This is a genomic window from Pseudomonas sp. S9, from assembly GCF_000222125.1.
In the GTDB taxonomy this organism is placed as follows: Bacteria; Pseudomonadota; Gammaproteobacteria; order Pseudomonadales; family Pseudomonadaceae; genus Aquipseudomonas; species Aquipseudomonas segetis.
Window position 1 is genome coordinate 346466 of sequence record NZ_AFFX01000003.1, and the last position, 16290, is coordinate 362755.

At 57.0% G+C, this 16290-nt stretch carries 12 protein-coding genes; 1 reads left to right on the plus strand and 11 read right to left on the minus strand.

Translation table 11 applies throughout. The annotated features are described in order from the left end of the window. Positions 1-115: 115 nt before the first annotated feature. The 5 genes from PSES9_RS0108305 to PSES9_RS0108325 all read right to left on the minus strand — a co-directional run bounded on the left by PSES9_RS0108305 (position 116) and on the right by PSES9_RS0108325 (position 5424). Complete coding sequence (locus PSES9_RS0108305) at positions 116-301, minus strand: hypothetical protein (RefSeq protein WP_010485921.1); 186 nt, start codon at positions 299-301, stop codon at positions 116-118. Next, positions 298-1428, minus strand: coding sequence for a PepSY-associated TM helix domain-containing protein (locus tag PSES9_RS0108310; protein WP_010485923.1), 1131 nt, complete (start codon positions 1426-1428; stop codon positions 298-300). Before PSES9_RS0108310 ends, PSES9_RS0108305 begins: the two co-directional genes overlap by 4 nt. Before the next feature lie 48 nt (positions 1429-1476). After that, complete coding sequence (locus PSES9_RS0108315) at positions 1477-3879, minus strand: TonB-dependent receptor (RefSeq protein WP_010485925.1); 2403 nt, start codon at positions 3877-3879, stop codon at positions 1477-1479. 97 nt (positions 3880-3976) lie between these two features. After that, positions 3977-4948, minus strand: coding sequence for a FecR domain-containing protein (locus tag PSES9_RS0108320; RefSeq protein ID WP_010485927.1), 972 nt, complete (start codon positions 4946-4948; stop codon positions 3977-3979). After that, complete coding sequence (locus PSES9_RS0108325) at positions 4945-5424, minus strand: sigma-70 family RNA polymerase sigma factor (RefSeq protein WP_443216051.1); 480 nt, start codon at positions 5422-5424, stop codon at positions 4945-4947. Before PSES9_RS0108325 ends, PSES9_RS0108320 begins: the two co-directional genes overlap by 4 nt. Before the next feature lie 276 nt (positions 5425-5700). Here PSES9_RS0108325 and trhP point away from each other — a divergent pair, with 276 nt between their 5' ends. Then, a complete protein-coding gene (trhP, locus tag PSES9_RS0108330; protein WP_010485930.1) occupies positions 5701-7119 on the plus strand; it encodes a prephenate-dependent tRNA uridine(34) hydroxylase TrhP in 1419 nt (472 codons plus the stop codon). On the opposite strand, the gene PSES9_RS0108335 is transcribed toward trhP, so the two are convergent. The 6 genes from PSES9_RS0108335 to pgaA all read right to left on the minus strand — a co-directional run bounded on the left by PSES9_RS0108335 (position 7079) and on the right by pgaA (position 16176). After that, complete coding sequence (locus PSES9_RS0108335) at positions 7079-7786, minus strand: 3'-5' exonuclease (protein ID WP_010485932.1); 708 nt, start codon at positions 7784-7786, stop codon at positions 7079-7081. The two genes, trhP and PSES9_RS0108335, sit on opposite strands and share 41 nt — an antisense overlap. After that, positions 7783-9711 (minus strand): putative nucleotidyltransferase substrate binding domain-containing protein, encoded by a 1929-nt coding sequence (locus PSES9_RS0108340; protein WP_029529442.1) that lies wholly within the window; start codon positions 9709-9711, stop codon positions 7783-7785. Before PSES9_RS0108340 ends, PSES9_RS0108335 begins: the two co-directional genes overlap by 4 nt. A 135-nt stretch (positions 9712-9846) precedes the next feature. Continuing rightward, a complete protein-coding gene (pgaD, locus tag PSES9_RS0108345) occupies positions 9847-10332 on the minus strand; it encodes a poly-beta-1,6-N-acetyl-D-glucosamine biosynthesis protein PgaD (RefSeq protein ID WP_010485937.1) in 486 nt (161 codons plus the stop codon). Next, entirely contained in the window at positions 10329-11669 is a 1341-nt protein-coding gene (pgaC, locus tag PSES9_RS0108350; protein WP_010485938.1) for a poly-beta-1,6-N-acetyl-D-glucosamine synthase, read from the minus strand. The genes pgaD and pgaC overlap by 4 nt, the downstream gene beginning before the upstream one ends. Next, positions 11666-13672, minus strand: coding sequence for a poly-beta-1,6-N-acetyl-D-glucosamine N-deacetylase PgaB (gene pgaB, locus PSES9_RS0108355; protein WP_010485939.1), 2007 nt, complete (start codon positions 13670-13672; stop codon positions 11666-11668). Before pgaB ends, pgaC begins: the two co-directional genes overlap by 4 nt. An 11-nt stretch (positions 13673-13683) precedes the next feature. Then, positions 13684-16176 carry a poly-beta-1,6 N-acetyl-D-glucosamine export porin PgaA gene (gene pgaA, locus PSES9_RS23200; protein ID WP_083840254.1) on the minus strand — a complete coding sequence of 831 codons (2493 nt, stop codon included), beginning with the start codon at positions 16174-16176 and terminating at the stop codon, positions 13684-13686. Between the last annotated feature and the right edge of the window lie 114 nt (positions 16177-16290).

Consider the following 16290-nt stretch of genomic DNA (forward strand, 5'->3'; position numbering starts at 1 on the left):
GGGTGCACTGAAACAAAAATCCGACCTCTGCAAGGAGGTCGGATTTTTTTATGGCTGGGCTTCTGCTTGCCAGTGTTCAATTGAAGTATTGGCGACAGCTGGGGCTGGCCAATGCCTATCGGGTTGTCGGTTTGCGCGGACGGAACAGCAATGGCCAGCAGCCGAGCAGCGCCGGGATGCCCAATCCGAGCCAGGCAACCCAGTCCCACATGCCATCCCCGAGCAGGGCGCAGAACAAGCCGAGCAGGCTGAGCAAGCCAATGACCAATGGCAGGGCGAAGGTTGATTGCTTCCAGCTCATGCATTGGCCTCCTTGCTATTTGACCGAGCAGCAGCGCCGTAGCGCCGTACCCACCACAAATACAAGCCGCTGATCAGTACGATAATGGTCAGCAAATCAAGCACCGCCCATAGAATCTGCATGGGGCGTCCGCCGTAATCACCAAAGTGCAGCGGTTGCGACATCGACAATGCGTCCATGTACCACGGCCGCTCAGCGACTGCGGTCACTTCAAGGGTGCGTGCATCAATCAACACGGGTGTCCACAGGTGCGCAGTGAGGTGCGTTGCCCCCTTCATAAACACGCTGTAATGATGCTCGCTGGAGAAGCGAGTACCGGGAAAGGCGATGAAATCCGGTTTCATGCCCGGTGTGGCTTGTTGGGCGATATCTATCAAGTTATTGGCGGATGCGCGCTCGGTCAGCGGCGGCGCGTCACGATAAGGCTCGACCAATGCGCTCAATGCATCATTGCGCCAGGCACTGATCAATATGTCGGCGCAAGCGCTGATCACGCCTGTGGTGCCGACCACAATGGCCCAGGTCAGGGTCACTATCCCAATCAGGTTGTGCAAGTCGAGCCAGCGAGTGCGGGCGGACTTTTGATGACGCACAGTGGCGAAATCGAGCCGGCGCATAAACGGTGCGTACAGTACTGCGCCGGAAACGCAGGCGACGACAAACAACAGGCCCATGAACGCCAATAACAGCTTGCCGGGCAAACCGGCAAACATGTCCACATGCAGACGCAGGATAAACATCAGTACGCCGCCATTGGCCGCAGGCATCGCGACAGCTTCGCCGGTGCGGGCGTCGAGCATAAAGGTGTGCGAGGAATTGGGTTCGGTGCCCGCCGTGGCTGCGGTAATGGCGATCACACCATTGGTGTCATCTTCTTCGTAGCCAATGTACTGGATTACTTCGCCGGGGCGGCTGCTTTCTGCTTTATCCACAAGCTGTTGCAAGCTGAGCCGAGGCGTGTCCACGGGCATCTGGCGCAATTCGGGCGCCTCGCCGAGCAAATGTTCCAGTTCATGGTGAAAAATCAACGGCAGGCCAGTAAGGGCCAGCATCAGCAGGAAGAGTGTGCAGATCAGGCTGGTCCAGGTGTGAATTTGTGACCAGCGTTTAATGGTGTTGCTGCGCATGACGGGGTCCATCAAAATGAGCGGCCAGTGGCCTGGCCGCTACTCGACTTAGAATTCGAGTTGAGCCGAGAAGGTCAAGGTGCGGGGCGCGCCAAGGTAATAGCTGCTCAACCAGTATTCCTTGTCTGCCAGGTTACTGACATTGGCACGCAGGGTCAGGTTGCTGTCGTTGGACACTGCCGTGCGATAACGCATACCTGCATCGAAGGTCGTCACCGAGGGCAAGCTGTGATTGTTGGCTTCATCGGTGTAGATCTTGCCTGTGTAGTAGGCGCCTCCAGTCAAGGCTACGCCCGGCAGGGCACTGAGCTCGTATTCGTTGTAGAGCTTGGCGAACTGGCTGGCGACGTTGGTCGGTTTCTGGCCTTCGCTGGCGGCATTGCTTGAGTCTTTGACCTTTGGATCAAGCAGGGTCAAGCCACCGACCACTGTCCACTGCGGAATAACCTTGCCGGTTATACCGAATTCAACCCCACGGTTTTCCTGCTGGCCGTCGTCACTGTAAATACCCTGGCTATTGGTGTAGCTGTTGGGTTTCTCGATATTGAACAAGGCCATGGTCAGCAGGGTTTCGCCTACGGTCGCCTTGACTCCCAGCTCGTATTGCTCACTGACTTGTGGGGCCAATGCCTGGCCAGCGTTGAGTGCCGTGTTGGGCGCAATTCCACCTGCCTCCAGGCCTTCGATGTAGCTGGCATAGGTAGTCAGCCAAGGCAGGGGCTTGTAGATCAGCGAGATATTGGGCGTGTTTTCGCTTTCTTTGTAGGTGGTGGCTTTTTCGTCATAGCCAAAAGGGCCAGCAAAAACGAAGTCGTTGCTGTAGGTCTCGATGGTGCTGTGGGTCAAGCCAAGAATGGTCGACCACTGCTCGTTGAAGGTGATGATGTCACCAATCAGCCAGTTGTCAGCCTGGGTACGGCTGGACAGGCGTTGGTCGCCATGGCCGACGCTGTAGCTGGGCTTGTCGACCTGTGGTTGCTGGTTGAATGGCAGGTCTGGAGTCACCGAGACGTACTGTGGGCCAGGGTATGGAATGTAGTCTTCGTAGTTGCGCTCACGGGACACATTGCCCTGATAACCCATGGTTACCTTGTGGCCAATGCTGCCGGTGTTAAATACCGAGTCGAGGTACAGGTAGCCCGAGGTTTCTTCGGTTTCAACCGGGGCAAAGGCATACAGCGGCTGGCTGTAGACATTGGCACTGTAGACCGTTGGGCCGGTGTAGGTGTATTCGTTCTCATACTGGGTGTAACCCAGGGCGCCACGCACGGTGAAGGTGTCGTTGAGCCGCCAGTTAAATCGGCTGCCAATGCGGCCGTGCTCGCTGTCGGAGAACGCCCAGCGCTGGCTGTAGAGTTTGTCATTGTCCAGTTTGTCGGCATCGGGACGCAGGGCTTGGTCGCCAAAGTACCAGTAGCTGGTCAGGCCGCGGGTTTCGCTTTTCTTGTGCGAGGCGTCAAACTGGATAAGCAGGTCGTCGCTGACATTCCAGTCAAGTGCCAGGGAAACCATCTCACGGCGGTCTTTTTGCATATCTATCGCCGTCTCGCCGTCTTGGGCCAAGACATTCAGGCGATATGCAAACACTCCGGCTTCATCGATGGTGCCACCGAAATCGCCGTGCAGGTAATAGTTTTCGCCGCCAGCGTTGCCGAGGGTGACGCTGTTGTAGCGCTGGTAAGTCGGGCGCTTGAGTACGTAGTTGACCAAACCGCCAGGGCTGGCTGGGCCATAGAGGAAACCGCTGAGGCCGGTGAGGATTTCCAGCTGTTCCATTTCCTCGACAAAGTTGCCGCTGTCATAGCCGTTGCTGAAACGCAGGCCGTCGCTGGCCAGGCTCAAGTTACCCGAGCTACTGAAGCCACGCATGCTTACAGAACTGGCGTAACCTGCCGAGTTTGGCGAGGTGAACTGCGTCGATGGGTTGAGCTTGTAGACGTCATCCATCGAAGTGGCCTGGATATTTTCCAACAGGTCGCTGCTGATCACGTTGATCGAGTAAGGCGCGTCACGCAAAGGTATGCCACCGAGCGCACCAACGTTTTGCACGGACTCACTGCGGTAGCCATCGGCTTCGCTGCCCGTGGTCAACTGGGTGCCAATGACCGTTGCGTCGGGCAGTGCCGCGGCGGATAGATCGCCTGAAACTGCTTTGAGGCTGTAACTGCCGGCGCTGTTGCGCTCAAGCTGCAAACCACTGCCTTGCAAGGCCGTTTCAAGTGCCTGGGTTGCGTCGTATTCACCCTGTACCGGTTGCGACATTTTGTTTGCCGTCAGCTTGGGGTCGATGCTCAGGGCGATTCCGGCTTGGGCAGCAATGTTGTTGAGTGTGCTGGCCAGCGGTGCTGCGGGCAGTTGGTAGGTCTCAGCCTTGGCAACTGTTGCGGCGCTGCTCAAGGTGATCGCAGCCAGCAGCAGGCTTGGGCGAAAACGTGCGTTGAATAATGGCATTGTGAACTGCTCTCAAAGGGTAATATGTCTCATTACCTTAATTGCCGAAGCAGAATCGAAAAGTGTCAGGGCCTGAGTGAAATATTTTTCCAGGGCCTTATTCAGCCGTTGCTGGCATTGGCTCGGCAGGCACTACGCGTACCCACCATTTACTGTGTTGTTCGAGGCGAACCGGCAAGCTCGGCAGCAGGGTCGCAAGTGCAAGGTCGCTGTTGTTCAACGGGAAGCTGCCGCTGATGCGCAGGTCGGCAACCTGTGGGTCTACGCTCAAATAGCCGCTGCGATATTGGGTGAGGGTTGCCACCAGATCGGCCAGGCGCTGTTTCTCAACCACCAGCATGCCGTGAACCCAGGCATCTGCAGCCATGGGCGCAGGACTGGGCTGGCTCAGGCCCTGCTCGGTGATCAGTACTTGCTGGCCGGCACTGATGACGCGCCGATCCGGTCCTTTTGCCGGCTCTGCAGCGACCGCCGACTTGAGCACGACCAAGCGCGTGGTTTGGTTCGACTCACGCACCAGAAAACGCGTACCGAGCGCTTGCAGGCGACCTTGCTCGGTCTCGACAATAAAGGGGCGGGTATCGCCATGGGCGGTTTCCACCAGGATCTCACCGCCGTGCAGTACCAGGCGGCGCTCCCTGGCATTGAACTCGATATCGACCGAGGTGCGACTGTTGAGGCGCAGCATGCTGTTGTCGTCCAGCTGAACTTGCAGCTGTTCACCGCTTGCCGTTACCTGGTCCGCAAGCCAGTCGCGCAATGGGCGCTGATGATTGGCCCAGCCAGCACTCAACACCGCGAGCAGCGCCACACTGAGCAGCGACTTCTTGAGCGTGCCGGTTTTGGCCGAAGGCTTGTCTTTGATCAGTGCCGCCCGCACCAGTGGTGAGGCATCACGGCTGATATCCTGTTTTATCAGTTCCAGGCGTTCCCAGGCCTGGGCATGTTCAGGCGCGGCGTTTAGCCATGCTTGAAACGCCCGGTGTTGAGCCGGGTCGTGATCTTCCGAACTGAGCTTGAGGCGCCAGTGGATTGCTCTATCGAGTATGGCGCGGCTGATGTCATTCATTGCGGCGCGCCGTAGCGAGCGATGTAGCATTGGCGCAGGGCCTGGGCCAGGTATTGGCGTACCCGCGAAACCGAGACGCCCAGTTTCTCGGCGATTTCCATATGTTTGAGGCCGTCGATCTGGCTATACAGAAACGCCGCACGGGCGTTGGCTGACAGCTCGCCAAGCAACTGGTCGATCCGAAGCAGGGCCTGGAGCGCTATCTGTTGTTGTTCCGGATCTGGCTGCAAGGGTTCTGGCAACTGGGCCAGTTCAGCCAGGTACGCCTGTTCGAGGCGGTTGCGCCGGTGCAGATCGATCAGCAGGCCTTTGGCGATGGTGGTCAGCAACGCACGCGGCTCGTTAGGTGCGAGCAGGTCTGAGCGCCCGAGCAGGCGCACAAAAGTGTCTTGGCTGATGTCTTCAGCGCGTTGGCTGCAGTTGAGGCTTTTGCGTAACCAGCCGAATAACCAATCCCGGTGGTCACGATAAAGCATGCCCACCTGCTGATGGTTAATGGAGTTTGCCGAGGTCACGCGAATGGCTCTGTTATCTAAATAGAAAATACATCGAGAACTATTCGCATATATTCGCAGGAATGCAGTGTCGACCGCAATCTACTTCAGGCAAATGCTGGATCAATGGTCGTGCGCCGCCTGCAAATGCTGGCTGACGAATGAGTCTGGCATCACCCTGTCCATAGATGCAGATCAATAAGTCCTGCATGGGCATGCCTTAACCTCAAGCTTTCGCCTTTTGTTGTGTGCCATTCCATGACCTTACCCCGCAAAACCGAGTTGCTCTCACCTGCCGGCAGCCTGAAAAACATGCGTTATGCCTTCGCTTATGGCGCCGATGCCGTGTATGCAGGGCAGCCGCGTTATAGCTTGCGTGTGCGCAATAACGAGTTCGACCACGAGCACCTGGCGCTGGGCATCAACGAGGCGCATGCGCTGGGCAAGCAGTTTTATGTGGTGGTCAATATTGCTGCCCATAACGCCAAGCTGAAGACCTTTATCAAGGACTTGAAGCCTGTGGTCGAGATGGGCCCGGATGCCTTGATCATGTCAGATCCGGGGCTGATTATGCTGGTGCGGGAGGCCTTTCCACAGATGCCTGTACACCTGTCGGTCCAGGCCAATGCGGTTAACTGGGCCAGCGTCAGGTTCTGGCAGCAAATGGGCTTGAGCCGGGTGATCCTGTCACGCGAGTTGTCGCTGGAGGAAATCGCCGAAATTCGGCAACAGGTCCCGGATATGGAGCTTGAGGTTTTTGTCCATGGCGCATTGTGCATGGCGTATTCAGGGCGTTGCCTGCTCTCTGGCTACATGAACAAGCGCGATCCCAACCAAGGCGCCTGCACCAATGCCTGCCGCTGGGAATACAAGGCGCAGGAGGGGCGTGAGAACGAACTGGGCAATATTGTCGCGTCCACAAAGCAGGGCTGCACCGATTGCACAGGCGCTGAACAGGTAGAGCCAACCCTTGGACAGGGCGCGCCAACCGACAAGGTTTTTGTACTGGAGCAAAGCACTCGGCCGGGCGAGGCCATGCCAGCGTTTGAGGACGAGCACGGCACCTACATCATGAACTCGAAGGATCTGCGCGCGATCCAGCACGTCGCTCAACTGGTAAATCTGGGCGTGCACTCGCTGAAAATTGAAGGACGGACCAAGTCGCACTTCTATTGCGCCCGCACTGCCCAAGCCTATCGCCGGGCGATTGATGATGCCGTGGCGGGCAAGCCGTTTTCCATGGAGCTGATGGATACCCTGGAGTCGCTGGCCAACCGTGGCTACACCGAAGGTTTTTTACGCCGGCATGTGCATGACCAGTACCAGAATTATGAGCGCGGCTCGTCTGTTTCGGAGCAACAGCAATTTGTGGGTGAGTTCACCGGCAAGCGTATTTCAGGCAGGGCGGAGGTTCAGGTGAAAAATCGCTTTGCAGTTGGCGACGGACTTGAGTTGATGACGCCCAAGGGTAACCTGCGGTTCACCCTGACCGAACTCTATGGGAATTGTGGACAAGACCTGCTCGTTGCGCCCGGAGACGGCCATGTCGTTTACCTGGCCGTGCCGGATGATCTTGAACTCGATTACGCCTTGTTACTGCGTGACCTGGACGCTGTTGCCGCCGCTCCAAATCAAGTCAAAGCGAGTGCCTACCCGGTCGGCGAAGCCACAGGTTAAGCCGTTGTTGCAGCGCTTGCAGGCTGTCGAGCTTTTGCTGGCGCGCCTTGCAGAGCAGGATCAGGCTCAGCTCGGCTGTGGCCAGTGCATCGGCGCTGGCGTTGTGACGCTGCTGCACCTGCAAGCCAAAATGCTGGGTCCAGCTATCCAGTCCAGCGTGTTCCAGCGCGGCATCTGGACATAACATCGGAGCGAGTTGGGCAACGTCGAAAAAATCGTGTTGCAGGCGATAACCCAGGCTTTGCTTGAGTGCCCGGCTGAGCATGCGTTGGTCGAAGGCGGCATGAAACGCCAACAGTGGGCTGCTACCGACAAATGTCATGAAGTCCAATAACGCCTCGGCCGGTTCGGTTCCGGCGGCGATCATGCTGGGCGCCAGGCCGTGGATCAGTACGCTGGCGCTGACTTTATGGTTTTCGCACGACAGGGTGCATTCGAACTGCTGGGCAAGGTCGATGGCGCCGTTTTCGATGACCACCGCACCAATCGCCAGCAATTGGTCGCGCTTGACATTCAGGCCACTGGTCTCCACATCCACGACCACCATGCGCTGCTGGTCGAGTACGGCTGTGTCGAGCGCTGCGGGTGCCGCCAACTGCTCCAGTCGATGTTGTTGTTCGTCGCTTAACTGTGTTGGGCGGCCGGTAAGCCAGTTCAGTGCATTCATAGTTGATAACGTAGCGCCAGGCTGGACTGCAGGCGTTTGGCCTGACGAAATGATTCACGTAGGATACGCCGGTCAAGATGGTTGAGCCTGTCTGGATCAATCCGGTTGGAGTATTCCAGCCCTTGTTTGGCTTGTTGTTGATGATGTTGCATGCGGGTTTGCTGAATGAAGTGATAGGCCTCCTCATAAGCGGCGCCATCCTGGGCATCAATCACGCCTTTGTCGATCAGGCCCTGCAAGCGCTCAAGGGTGTTACTGCTTTCGATTCCGTTGGCCAGCGCCAGCAGGCGAGCACCGTCCACAAAGGGTGTCAGGCCCTGAACCTTGAGGTCGAGGGTGTCTTTTTCCACGCCTTTGCGCGCCACTACGAAGTCTCTAAATCGCCCGACCGGTGGGCGTTGGCGCAGGGCGTTCTCGGCAAGCATGCGCTGGCTCAGGGTGTTCTTGGCAAACTTATCCAGCAACTCGGTGCGTAACTGCGCGCAGCCTTGCGGTTCGCCCCAGACCACCCGCAGATCAAAGTAGATGCAGGAGCCAAGCAGGTTCTCGGGGGTGGCATTGGAAATAAAGTCGTCGAAGCGTTGCGACCACTCCTGTTGCGACAAACACAATTCGGGGTTGCCCGCCATGATGTTGCCTTTGCACAAGGTGAAGCCGCATTGGGCAAGGTGCAGGTTGATTGCATGGGCCAAGGGTAGCAGTCGCTCGCGCTGGGCGGCTGCGTAGGCGGTGTTTTCAGCCGCAAACATGATGCCGTTGTCCTGGTCGGTCAGCAGCGTTTGTTCGCGTCGACCCTCGCTGCCAAAACATAGCCAGGTAAATGCGAAGCCAGGATCACCGAGTTCCTCGATGGTCAGTTCAATCACCCGGCATACCGTGTGATCGTTGAGTTGGGTGATCAGTTGGGTGATCTGTGTGGAGCTGGCGCCATGTGCCAGCATTCGGTCAACCAACTGTTGGATGTTGCTGCGCAAGTTGATCAGGGTTTCCAGCTTGCTTGCATTGCGGATGCTGCGCGCCAGGTAGACCAGGTCAACCCGCTGCAACGAGAACAGGTCGCGCTCAGAAACCACGCCACTGAGCTGGCCATGTTCGACTACGCAGACGTGGGCGATATTGCGCTCGGTCATGGCAATGGCGGCATCGAAGGTGCTGGCGCTGGCGGGCAGGCGAAAGGGCTTGGCGGTCATTAATTGTTCGATGGGCAACTCGAGTGAACTGCCATCGGCAATGACCCGGCGCAAGTCACGCAGGGTAAATATGCCCAGCGGTTGCAGGCGTTGGCTGACAATCACGATGCTGCCGACATGTTGCTCATGCATTATTTTGACGGCTTCGCGCACAGTCGTATCCGGCGCGCAGCTGACCGGTTTGCGCATCAGCCGCTCACTCAGCTTGCTGTCCAGCGAGTACTGCGAGCCAAGGCTTTCGGTTGCGCGTAGCTGTACCTGTTGATTGACCTGGTCGAGCAGGCTACTGACGCCACGCAAGGCGAAATCGCGCAAGGGAGCGGAAAGCTCAAACAGCTTGATGAATATCGCCTTGCGCAATAACAGGCAAAAACTGTCCTGGGCGGCGATATGTTCGGTTCGCGTAGCGCGTTCGCCGATCAGCGCGGAAAGAGGAAAGCACTCACCTGTGGTGATCTCAAAGGTGGTTTCACCGTTCGCTTTTGCCGCATGGGGGCGGGCGCCACGGATAAGCCCTTGCTTGACGATATAAAAGTAATCGACCGGGCCGTCGCTGGGCTTGAGTATGCTCTCGCCCTGGCTGTAGAAACGCAGTTGGCAGTGCTCAACCAGATAGACCAGGTGGGTCAAGTCCATTTGGTTGAAAGGTGGGAACTTTTGCAGGAATTCAACGGTGCCGTGGATGTTCTTCGACACCGCGGTTTTACCTGCACGTTCGAACTCGTTCTCAGCCATGCCAGCGTTCCTGTTTTGACCATGGTGCTTTGCTTGCTGCAATGCGCCCATTCGACGTAAGTCTAGTCGTTGCAGGTATTGCGCCCGGTTTCGGTGCTGGTAGAGCCAGGCTGTCGATGGCTGCAGGGCTGGGGTTTATACCGCTGTGCGTGACTTGGGCCTGTTGATGCTGAGGACCTTGGGTTGCTGTAATCCAGGGGTTTCGATCCAAGCCAGGTCGCCATGCTCAGTGTTGTGCAAGATAAGCACCTGGATGCTGCGCAAGGTATCGATATCGTCGCTGGAGACCGAGAAGCTTTTCGACAGGCCCCGGTCGCACAGGCTAGGGCTGTACTCGCGGCGTGAGCGACGCGGTGCGCGCAGTTGATTGTACTTGGCCCATGTGATCAGTATTGCGCCAAGCAATGCGCCTTCGAGCAGGTAGAACGAGATTTGCTCGATCAGCGGCATGAACGATTGGACAAACAAATTCTGGTATTGCTCGGGGTTGGCAATCACCTGTTTGATAAAGGGCACCGCGCCGTTGGTCGTGAGGTAGATAAAGCCTGCCCATGCAGCCAGGGTCAGCAGGGTGTCGATGCTTTTCGGCAGCCAGTTTTGTTCAGTTCTGATGATGCTCATGGTTCACTCCGTTTGATGCCACGATCAGGGCTGGTCCAGCGTGCTCGTTTTCCTCGAGCGCTAATCATTACTTTCGGGAAGCTCACCAACGTCGTGAAAAACGTCAGTAGCCAGAAGGCCAGGGGGTACCAGATTGTCCAGAACAGGGCTTGGCCCAGGCCTTTTTCATACTTGCGCTCAATCATCAGGCTGAGTCCGAATTGTGCGAGGCAGACTGACGCGAGCAGTACGCCGGTAAATCCGGGCGGCAACATATCGTTGACACGGTAGTTAGGCGCTACCTCGAAAAACTGGCCGATAAGCCACAGCACCAGTGACAGTGCCAGCGCAAATGCCCAGGTCGCCGACATGGCGAACTCCAGTAGCAATGGCCACATGTAGCGATAGCGCCAGGACCAGATGGTGCGTATGTTTTTCAACAGGACTTCGGCGCCGCCTTGCGCCCAGCGCTTGCGTTGTTTCCAGAGCCCGGCCAGGGTTTCAGGCATCAGGATCCAGCACAAGGCACGCGGCTCATAGAAGATCGTCCAACTGTCGAGTTGTAGTTTCCAACTGACGTCGATGTCTTCGGTGATCATGTCCGGGCTCCAGTAGTCAATGCGGTCCAACGCACTGCGGCGAAAACTCGCGACCACCCCCGAAATTGTAAATACACGGCCGTAGACCGTTTGCGCGCGCTTGATCAAGCCGATAATCGAAGAGAATTCACCCACCTGAATACGCCCCACCAGGGTTGAGCGCGTACGAATCCTCGGGTTGCCGGTGACGGCGCCGACACGAGGGTTTTCGATCAATGGCTTGACCAGAAATGCTGCAGTGTCACGGCTCAGCAGTGCATCACCATCAATGCAGACCAGGTATTCGCTGTTAGCGGCAAGCGCGCCCATGCGCAGGGCCACGGCCTTGCCCTGGTTCTGCGCCAGGTGGAGCACACGCAAGCGTGGTTCGCGCGCAGCAATTTGATCGAGGACCTCGCCGGTGTTGTCCTTTGAGCCATCGTTTACCGCTATGACTTCGATATTCGGGTAGCGTTGGCTCAGGGCAGCACGAATGGTCTCATGGGCATTATCGCCCTCGTCATAGCAGGGGATGATGATTGAAATTAACGGTTCGCCATCCAGGACGGGGGCTGGGTTGTCGCCATCATGCGACCATTTCCAATGGCGCTCCCAGTGAAGCCAGAAGTACAGCCCACCGACAATCCAAAGCAACGACATCAGCAGTGGGTAGATAAAGATAAAATTCAGCATCCCTGCACTGCTGATGCCTTCAGCCAAGCCAAGTGGGAGGCCAATAACGATGGCCAGGACTATTAGTGCTATCAGTCGGTCTATCATGGTTGCGGCGTCCAGGCGTTGGAGAATACCGGGCGAATCCCTTCCAGCGCCGGCTCGTTGCGGACGAAATTGTCTGGGTAATAGCCGTAGTTGACGACGCCTTGCCATTGCAGGCGCTGCATCCATTGGGCAAGTTGCCCGGCATCGATTGCCGGTGCGTTGGGCTTGCTCCAGTCCCGGGCCTGCAACTCGAAAACTGTGCGTTTCAGCGCGCCTGGACGCTTGCCAATAATGGCCACCATTTTTTCCAGCCAGGCGTTGGAGTCCTCCAGCTTGACCCCTTCCATCAGCGGCATCGCCATTGGCGCCGTCCAGTCATAGCTGGCGAGGAAGTTGTCGAGGTTTTGCGCGAACCAGGTTTCACTCTCAGGGTTCATGATGGGTTCGGCGTAGATGTTGCGGGCAGTCTGTACCTGCGGGCCGCGAATGGCTTTTACTTTATCTGCCAGTTCAAGGGTGAAGTCAGTCAGGTACGCAGTCTTGAACACCGTCCATTTCTGCAGGGTTGCGCTGTTGCCTCGCAGTTGGGATATGTCACCCGGCAAACCTGCTTTGCGGTATGTGGCCAAGGCGTCCGGGCCGGCGTCCTCGAAGTCGGATAGCAGCGCATCATCATGGAAGAGCACACCATTGAAATTGCTGTAGCGGGCAAGGTCCTGGTAGAGCTTGGTGATTTGCTTGCGCACTTCGGTATTGAAGGGCGAAAGCCGCTGGTATTGCTTGGGGTCAACCGATAGGTTGCCGGTTTCAGGGTCCCAGCGTTGTACGCGAGGCAGTTTTTTGTCCAGGTCGAAGCTCAACACCGGCATCCATGCGTAGACCTGCACATGAGCGCGGGTCTGCAACTGCCATGAGGCACGGTTGAACAGGTCGGCGCGCATTGGCAGGACGCTATTGGGAAAGTAGGTTTCGCTGACGGTGCCATCACCTTTGGGGTCGGCATATGCTTGCAGGAAGACCGTGTTGATTCCCAGGTCATAGATGCGTTGGACCAAGCTGCCAATGTTCCTGTCCATCTGTTGCGGATCAGGGTCGTAGACGTAGTCGAGGTCTACATGGGCAACGCGCATCGAACTGGTTTCACGAATGTTCACGATGGCAGAGGCAAACTGGTCGATTTCAGGGTCACCACTGACCAAGTGACGAGGCCCTTCCTTGATGCTAGAAATGCGGCTCATGCCATCATCCAGGGTGAGTGCGATGCTGTAGCCGTTCTCGGCCGCAATGCTCAGAACCTCGCCGTTTTGCTGACCATATGGCCATACCCAAACCCGTGGTTTACGGCCGGTCGCTTGCTGTATTTTTGTGCTGATCCGGGCAATATCATTGCTCCAGCGTGCCTTGGCTTCGGCATCAGTCTCATAGCGCTTTTGCACAGGGTCGTAGTGACGGTTGGCTGCCGATGGCTCCAAGTTGCCCTGCGGGTTTGCCAGGGCCCCGGTGTGCATGTTGTCGGTGTGTGCCGCAATCTCGATCAGGGGATTGTTGGCCATGCGCTTGATTTGATCCCAGGTCGCGAACTTCTTGCGTTCGGTGGGCATGCCGGCGAAGTCGACAGGGCTGCTCTGGGGCGTGCTGACCCAGGCGCCCACAGGGGCAAAAACGGCTGGCCAGTTGTAAGCTTCGAGCAGGGGCAGTACGCGGTCATAGAAACTGCTGTAACCGTCATCGAAGGTCAGCAAGATCGCTTTTTCAGGCAGCGGTTTTTTACCTGCTCGCGCTGCCAGGACCTGGTCGACTGAAACGGCTTGGTAACCGCTGTCATGCAACCAGTTAAGCTGGGCGATCAGGTTGGCCGTGCGCACCGACACATAGTTCTGGTCTGCTTCCTGGTCTTCAATATCGTGATAGCAAATAGCCAAGACCTGACCTTCTAGCCAGGGGGCTTCGCTAGCGGGCAAGGCGCGGGCAAGTGGTGGCACAAAGGGCGGCCCTTCAGAGGCGCAGGCCGTGAGGAGTGTGAGGCTCAATGCCCAAAAGATGACTTTATAAAGAAAGCGCATGGCGGTACTCATCAAAAACGGTACGAAAGGTCGAACACAAGCCGGTATTCAGTCTCGCGTTCACCGTCGTAGGGGCGACTAAGTGCAGAGACGGTTGCACCGAAGTTGAGCTGGTCATCCAGACTTACGCGTTGGCCGTAGCTGATAAAGCCAATGGGGTCGGTGCCATAATCGCGCTGGTTGTAGCTGCCCAGGCCGAACTGAGCCTGTTGGCTCCAGGTCCGCTCGTAGCGTTCATACAGCGAGTGCGAAAGGCGTACGCCAGGCATGAAGCTAAAGTCATTGTCAGGGCTGAAGTACGGGCCTTCGCCGGGTTGGCTGTTATGGCTTGCACTGATATCAAGCAGGGCGTCGGCAATCAGTTTGGGCGATGTATAAACTCGCTCCTGACCTGAAATAGAGCCGCTTATGCGGTTGTTGCCATCATCAAAGCGCTGAGGCGAAAGCGATACGCGCCACATGCGGCTCTCGTTCTGGCGCCACATCAGGTAACCCGAGAAACTGTCGGAGGTAACGTCGCTGTTTAGCGCGCGCAGGGGTGTTTCGCGAGACAGCCAGTCCATCGACCAGCCATATTGCCAGTAGTCGTTGAGGTCATGGCTGGCGCTGAGCCGCAAGCCCTGTTTGTTGCCATGGCCGTAATTCTGATTGTTAATCTCAGCTTCAACACTGTGATTGCGGCTGCGCCACTCGACACCTGCACGCTGGTAACGGTTGCGACCCTTGCCCTCCTGGAACTCACCCTGGCTGTAACCAAGGCCGCCAAATACCCGCCAGTTGTAGTCAATCGGTGAGCTGTACAGGACGGTATCGATTCCAAAGTCACCAGTGCCTGTGGCTGTGTTGTCGGGGCTGACACCACCATTACTGGAAACCCTCAACTCCGCCATATTGTGTAGTTGGCGGACGCGATCAAGACGTTGCGCGGCGAGCCCCTGCGGGTTGCGCGAAATCACATCGTCTGCATACAACTCAAACTGTCGCCACTCTTGAAGCGCTTGGGCTGTATAGCCTTGACTAAGCTCGACATCGAGAGAGCGCGGCGAGATATTCTCCGCTTCCTTCAGCTCTGCTTCGGAGCGACGTGGCCAGCCACGCACGGAGTAGATGCCAGCACGAAGGGTTCGTAGTTCAGTATTGCCTGGTGCGCTGTTGGCCAGGTCTTGGGCTTTTGCTTCAGCGCCAGCCAAGTCGTTACTCGATTGAGTCGCATTGACCTCCATGACCTTGCCGGACAACCAGTCGGGATTATTCTTCCCGCCGGGCAAGCCTTTTTGATAGAGCCGCTTCGGCTGCTCGGCAATTATGGGGATAAGCTGGGCGGCTTCAGCATCTTGCTGGCTTTCTTCAAGGGCGTAATACAGCGCTTGCAAGTCAGACAGGTGGGCGGGGGCTTTTCTATCGCCTGCGTCCACTATCTGCCGGTATAAAGATGCAGCCTTCTCGGGTTGGCGCAAATAGAGTTGAGCACCTGCAACCCAGCGCAATGCATAGTTCGGCAGCTGCACGCCCTGGGCGTTGAAGTACGCATATTCATCCAGCACCTGTTGCATATAGCTGCGGCTGTAAAGTGCGCCAATACGGTCAATCCGCAGCGCTTTTGCATCCTCTTTCGCCTGGGCAATGGGCGCCCAGGCAGCCAGCAGTTTGTCAGCTTCGGACAGGGCTTTGTCAGCCAGCTTGAAACGCTCGTTTTCTTTGGCTGTTGGCAGGTCAGACATGCGCACGTAGTCCGCCACTCTTGATCTTTGCAAGGTGCGTAACTCATGGTCATTGATCAGGCCTGGCGTTTGCTCGGCAAGCTTGAGCGCTTTGGAGTTCAGGCCCGCACGCTGCAGAGCCAAGAGGTATTCGCGTTTTACGCTGTTGTTTTCAGGCGCCAATCTGCGAGCTTCGGCCATTTCCTGCAGTGCGCTATATGGCTGCTGGTTGCGCGTGTAGGCATAAGCGAGGGCCAAGCGACGTTCTACATTTTTGGGTTGTTTGGCCACCAGGGATTGTGCCTGGCGTGCTGCTTCAGCTTGCTTGCCTGAGTCGGCCAGGGTCATGACCCGACCAACAAGAGCGCCTTTGTCAGACGGTCTTAGCCGCAGCACCTGAGTGTAAGTGGCCAGTGCCTGCGGCCATTGCTGCAAATTGCGATACGCCCGGGCAACAGTGGCTAATACATCTGCGTTGGGCTTTAGAAAGGTGCGGCTGTCTTCATACTGGCTGACAACTTCCTTGTCCAGCCCGGCCCAGCCAGCGATGAGTATGTGGTCGCTGGCATATAGCTGTGAGCGCTGGGTCTTATTGGCATCACGCAGGAAGTTGAGTGCGGGCGTAAAGTCGCCATCACGCGCACCAATCACAAGTTGGTCATAGCCTGAAGTTTGTGCTGCTACTGTGCTCGAACACGCCAACGCCATGCAGAGGCAGAGAGGGTGAGCGGTGAGCACAAGGGCATGAGCCTTTCTGCGCAAACGCAGCAAGGGTGAATTAGGATTTACTATCACGTTAGCCATCTTTTAAATGGGCGAGCGGCCTGTGAGTTAAAAACCATTGGCAGGCGTTGCTCAGGGAGCCCGTACGATGGCATTGGCTGCAATTGCCCACTTATGGTCGCGGCCGAATACTGA

Bases quoted from the DNA above. Each gene is read 5' to 3' on its own strand.
- PSES9_RS0108315 (WP_010485925.1), bottom strand. From the start codon at position 3,879: ATGCCATTATTCAACGCACGTTTTCGCCCAAGCCTGCTGCTGGCTGCG.
- PSES9_RS0108320 (WP_010485927.1), bottom strand. From the start codon at position 4,948: ATGAATGACATCAGCCGCGCCATACTCGATAGAGCAATCCACTGGCGC.
- PSES9_RS0108310 (WP_010485923.1), bottom strand. From the start codon at position 1,428: ATGCGCAGCAACACCATTAAACGCTGGTCACAAATTCACACCTGGACC.
- pgaC (WP_010485938.1), bottom strand. From the start codon at position 11,669: ATGATAGACCGACTGATAGCACTAATAGTCCTGGCCATCGTTATTGGC.
- pgaB (WP_010485939.1), bottom strand. From the start codon at position 13,672: ATGCGCTTTCTTTATAAAGTCATCTTTTGGGCATTGAGCCTCACACTC.
- PSES9_RS0108335 (WP_010485932.1), bottom strand. From the start codon at position 7,786: ATGAATGCACTGAACTGGCTTACCGGCCGCCCAACACAGTTAAGCGAC.
- trhP (WP_010485930.1), top strand. From the start codon at position 5,701: ATGACCTTACCCCGCAAAACCGAGTTGCTCTCACCTGCCGGCAGCCTG.
- PSES9_RS0108325 (WP_443216051.1), bottom strand. From the start codon at position 5,424: ATGCTTTATCGTGACCACCGGGATTGGTTATTCGGCTGGTTACGCAAA.
- PSES9_RS0108340 (WP_029529442.1), bottom strand. From the start codon at position 9,711: ATGGCTGAGAACGAGTTCGAACGTGCAGGTAAAACCGCGGTGTCGAAG.
- pgaA (WP_083840254.1), bottom strand. From the start codon at position 16,176: ATGGCTAACGTGATAGTAAATCCTAATTCACCCTTGCTGCGTTTGCGC.
- PSES9_RS0108305 (WP_010485921.1), bottom strand. From the start codon at position 301: ATGAGCTGGAAGCAATCAACCTTCGCCCTGCCATTGGTCATTGGCTTG.
- pgaD (WP_010485937.1), bottom strand. From the start codon at position 10,332: ATGAGCATCATCAGAACTGAACAAAACTGGCTGCCGAAAAGCATCGAC.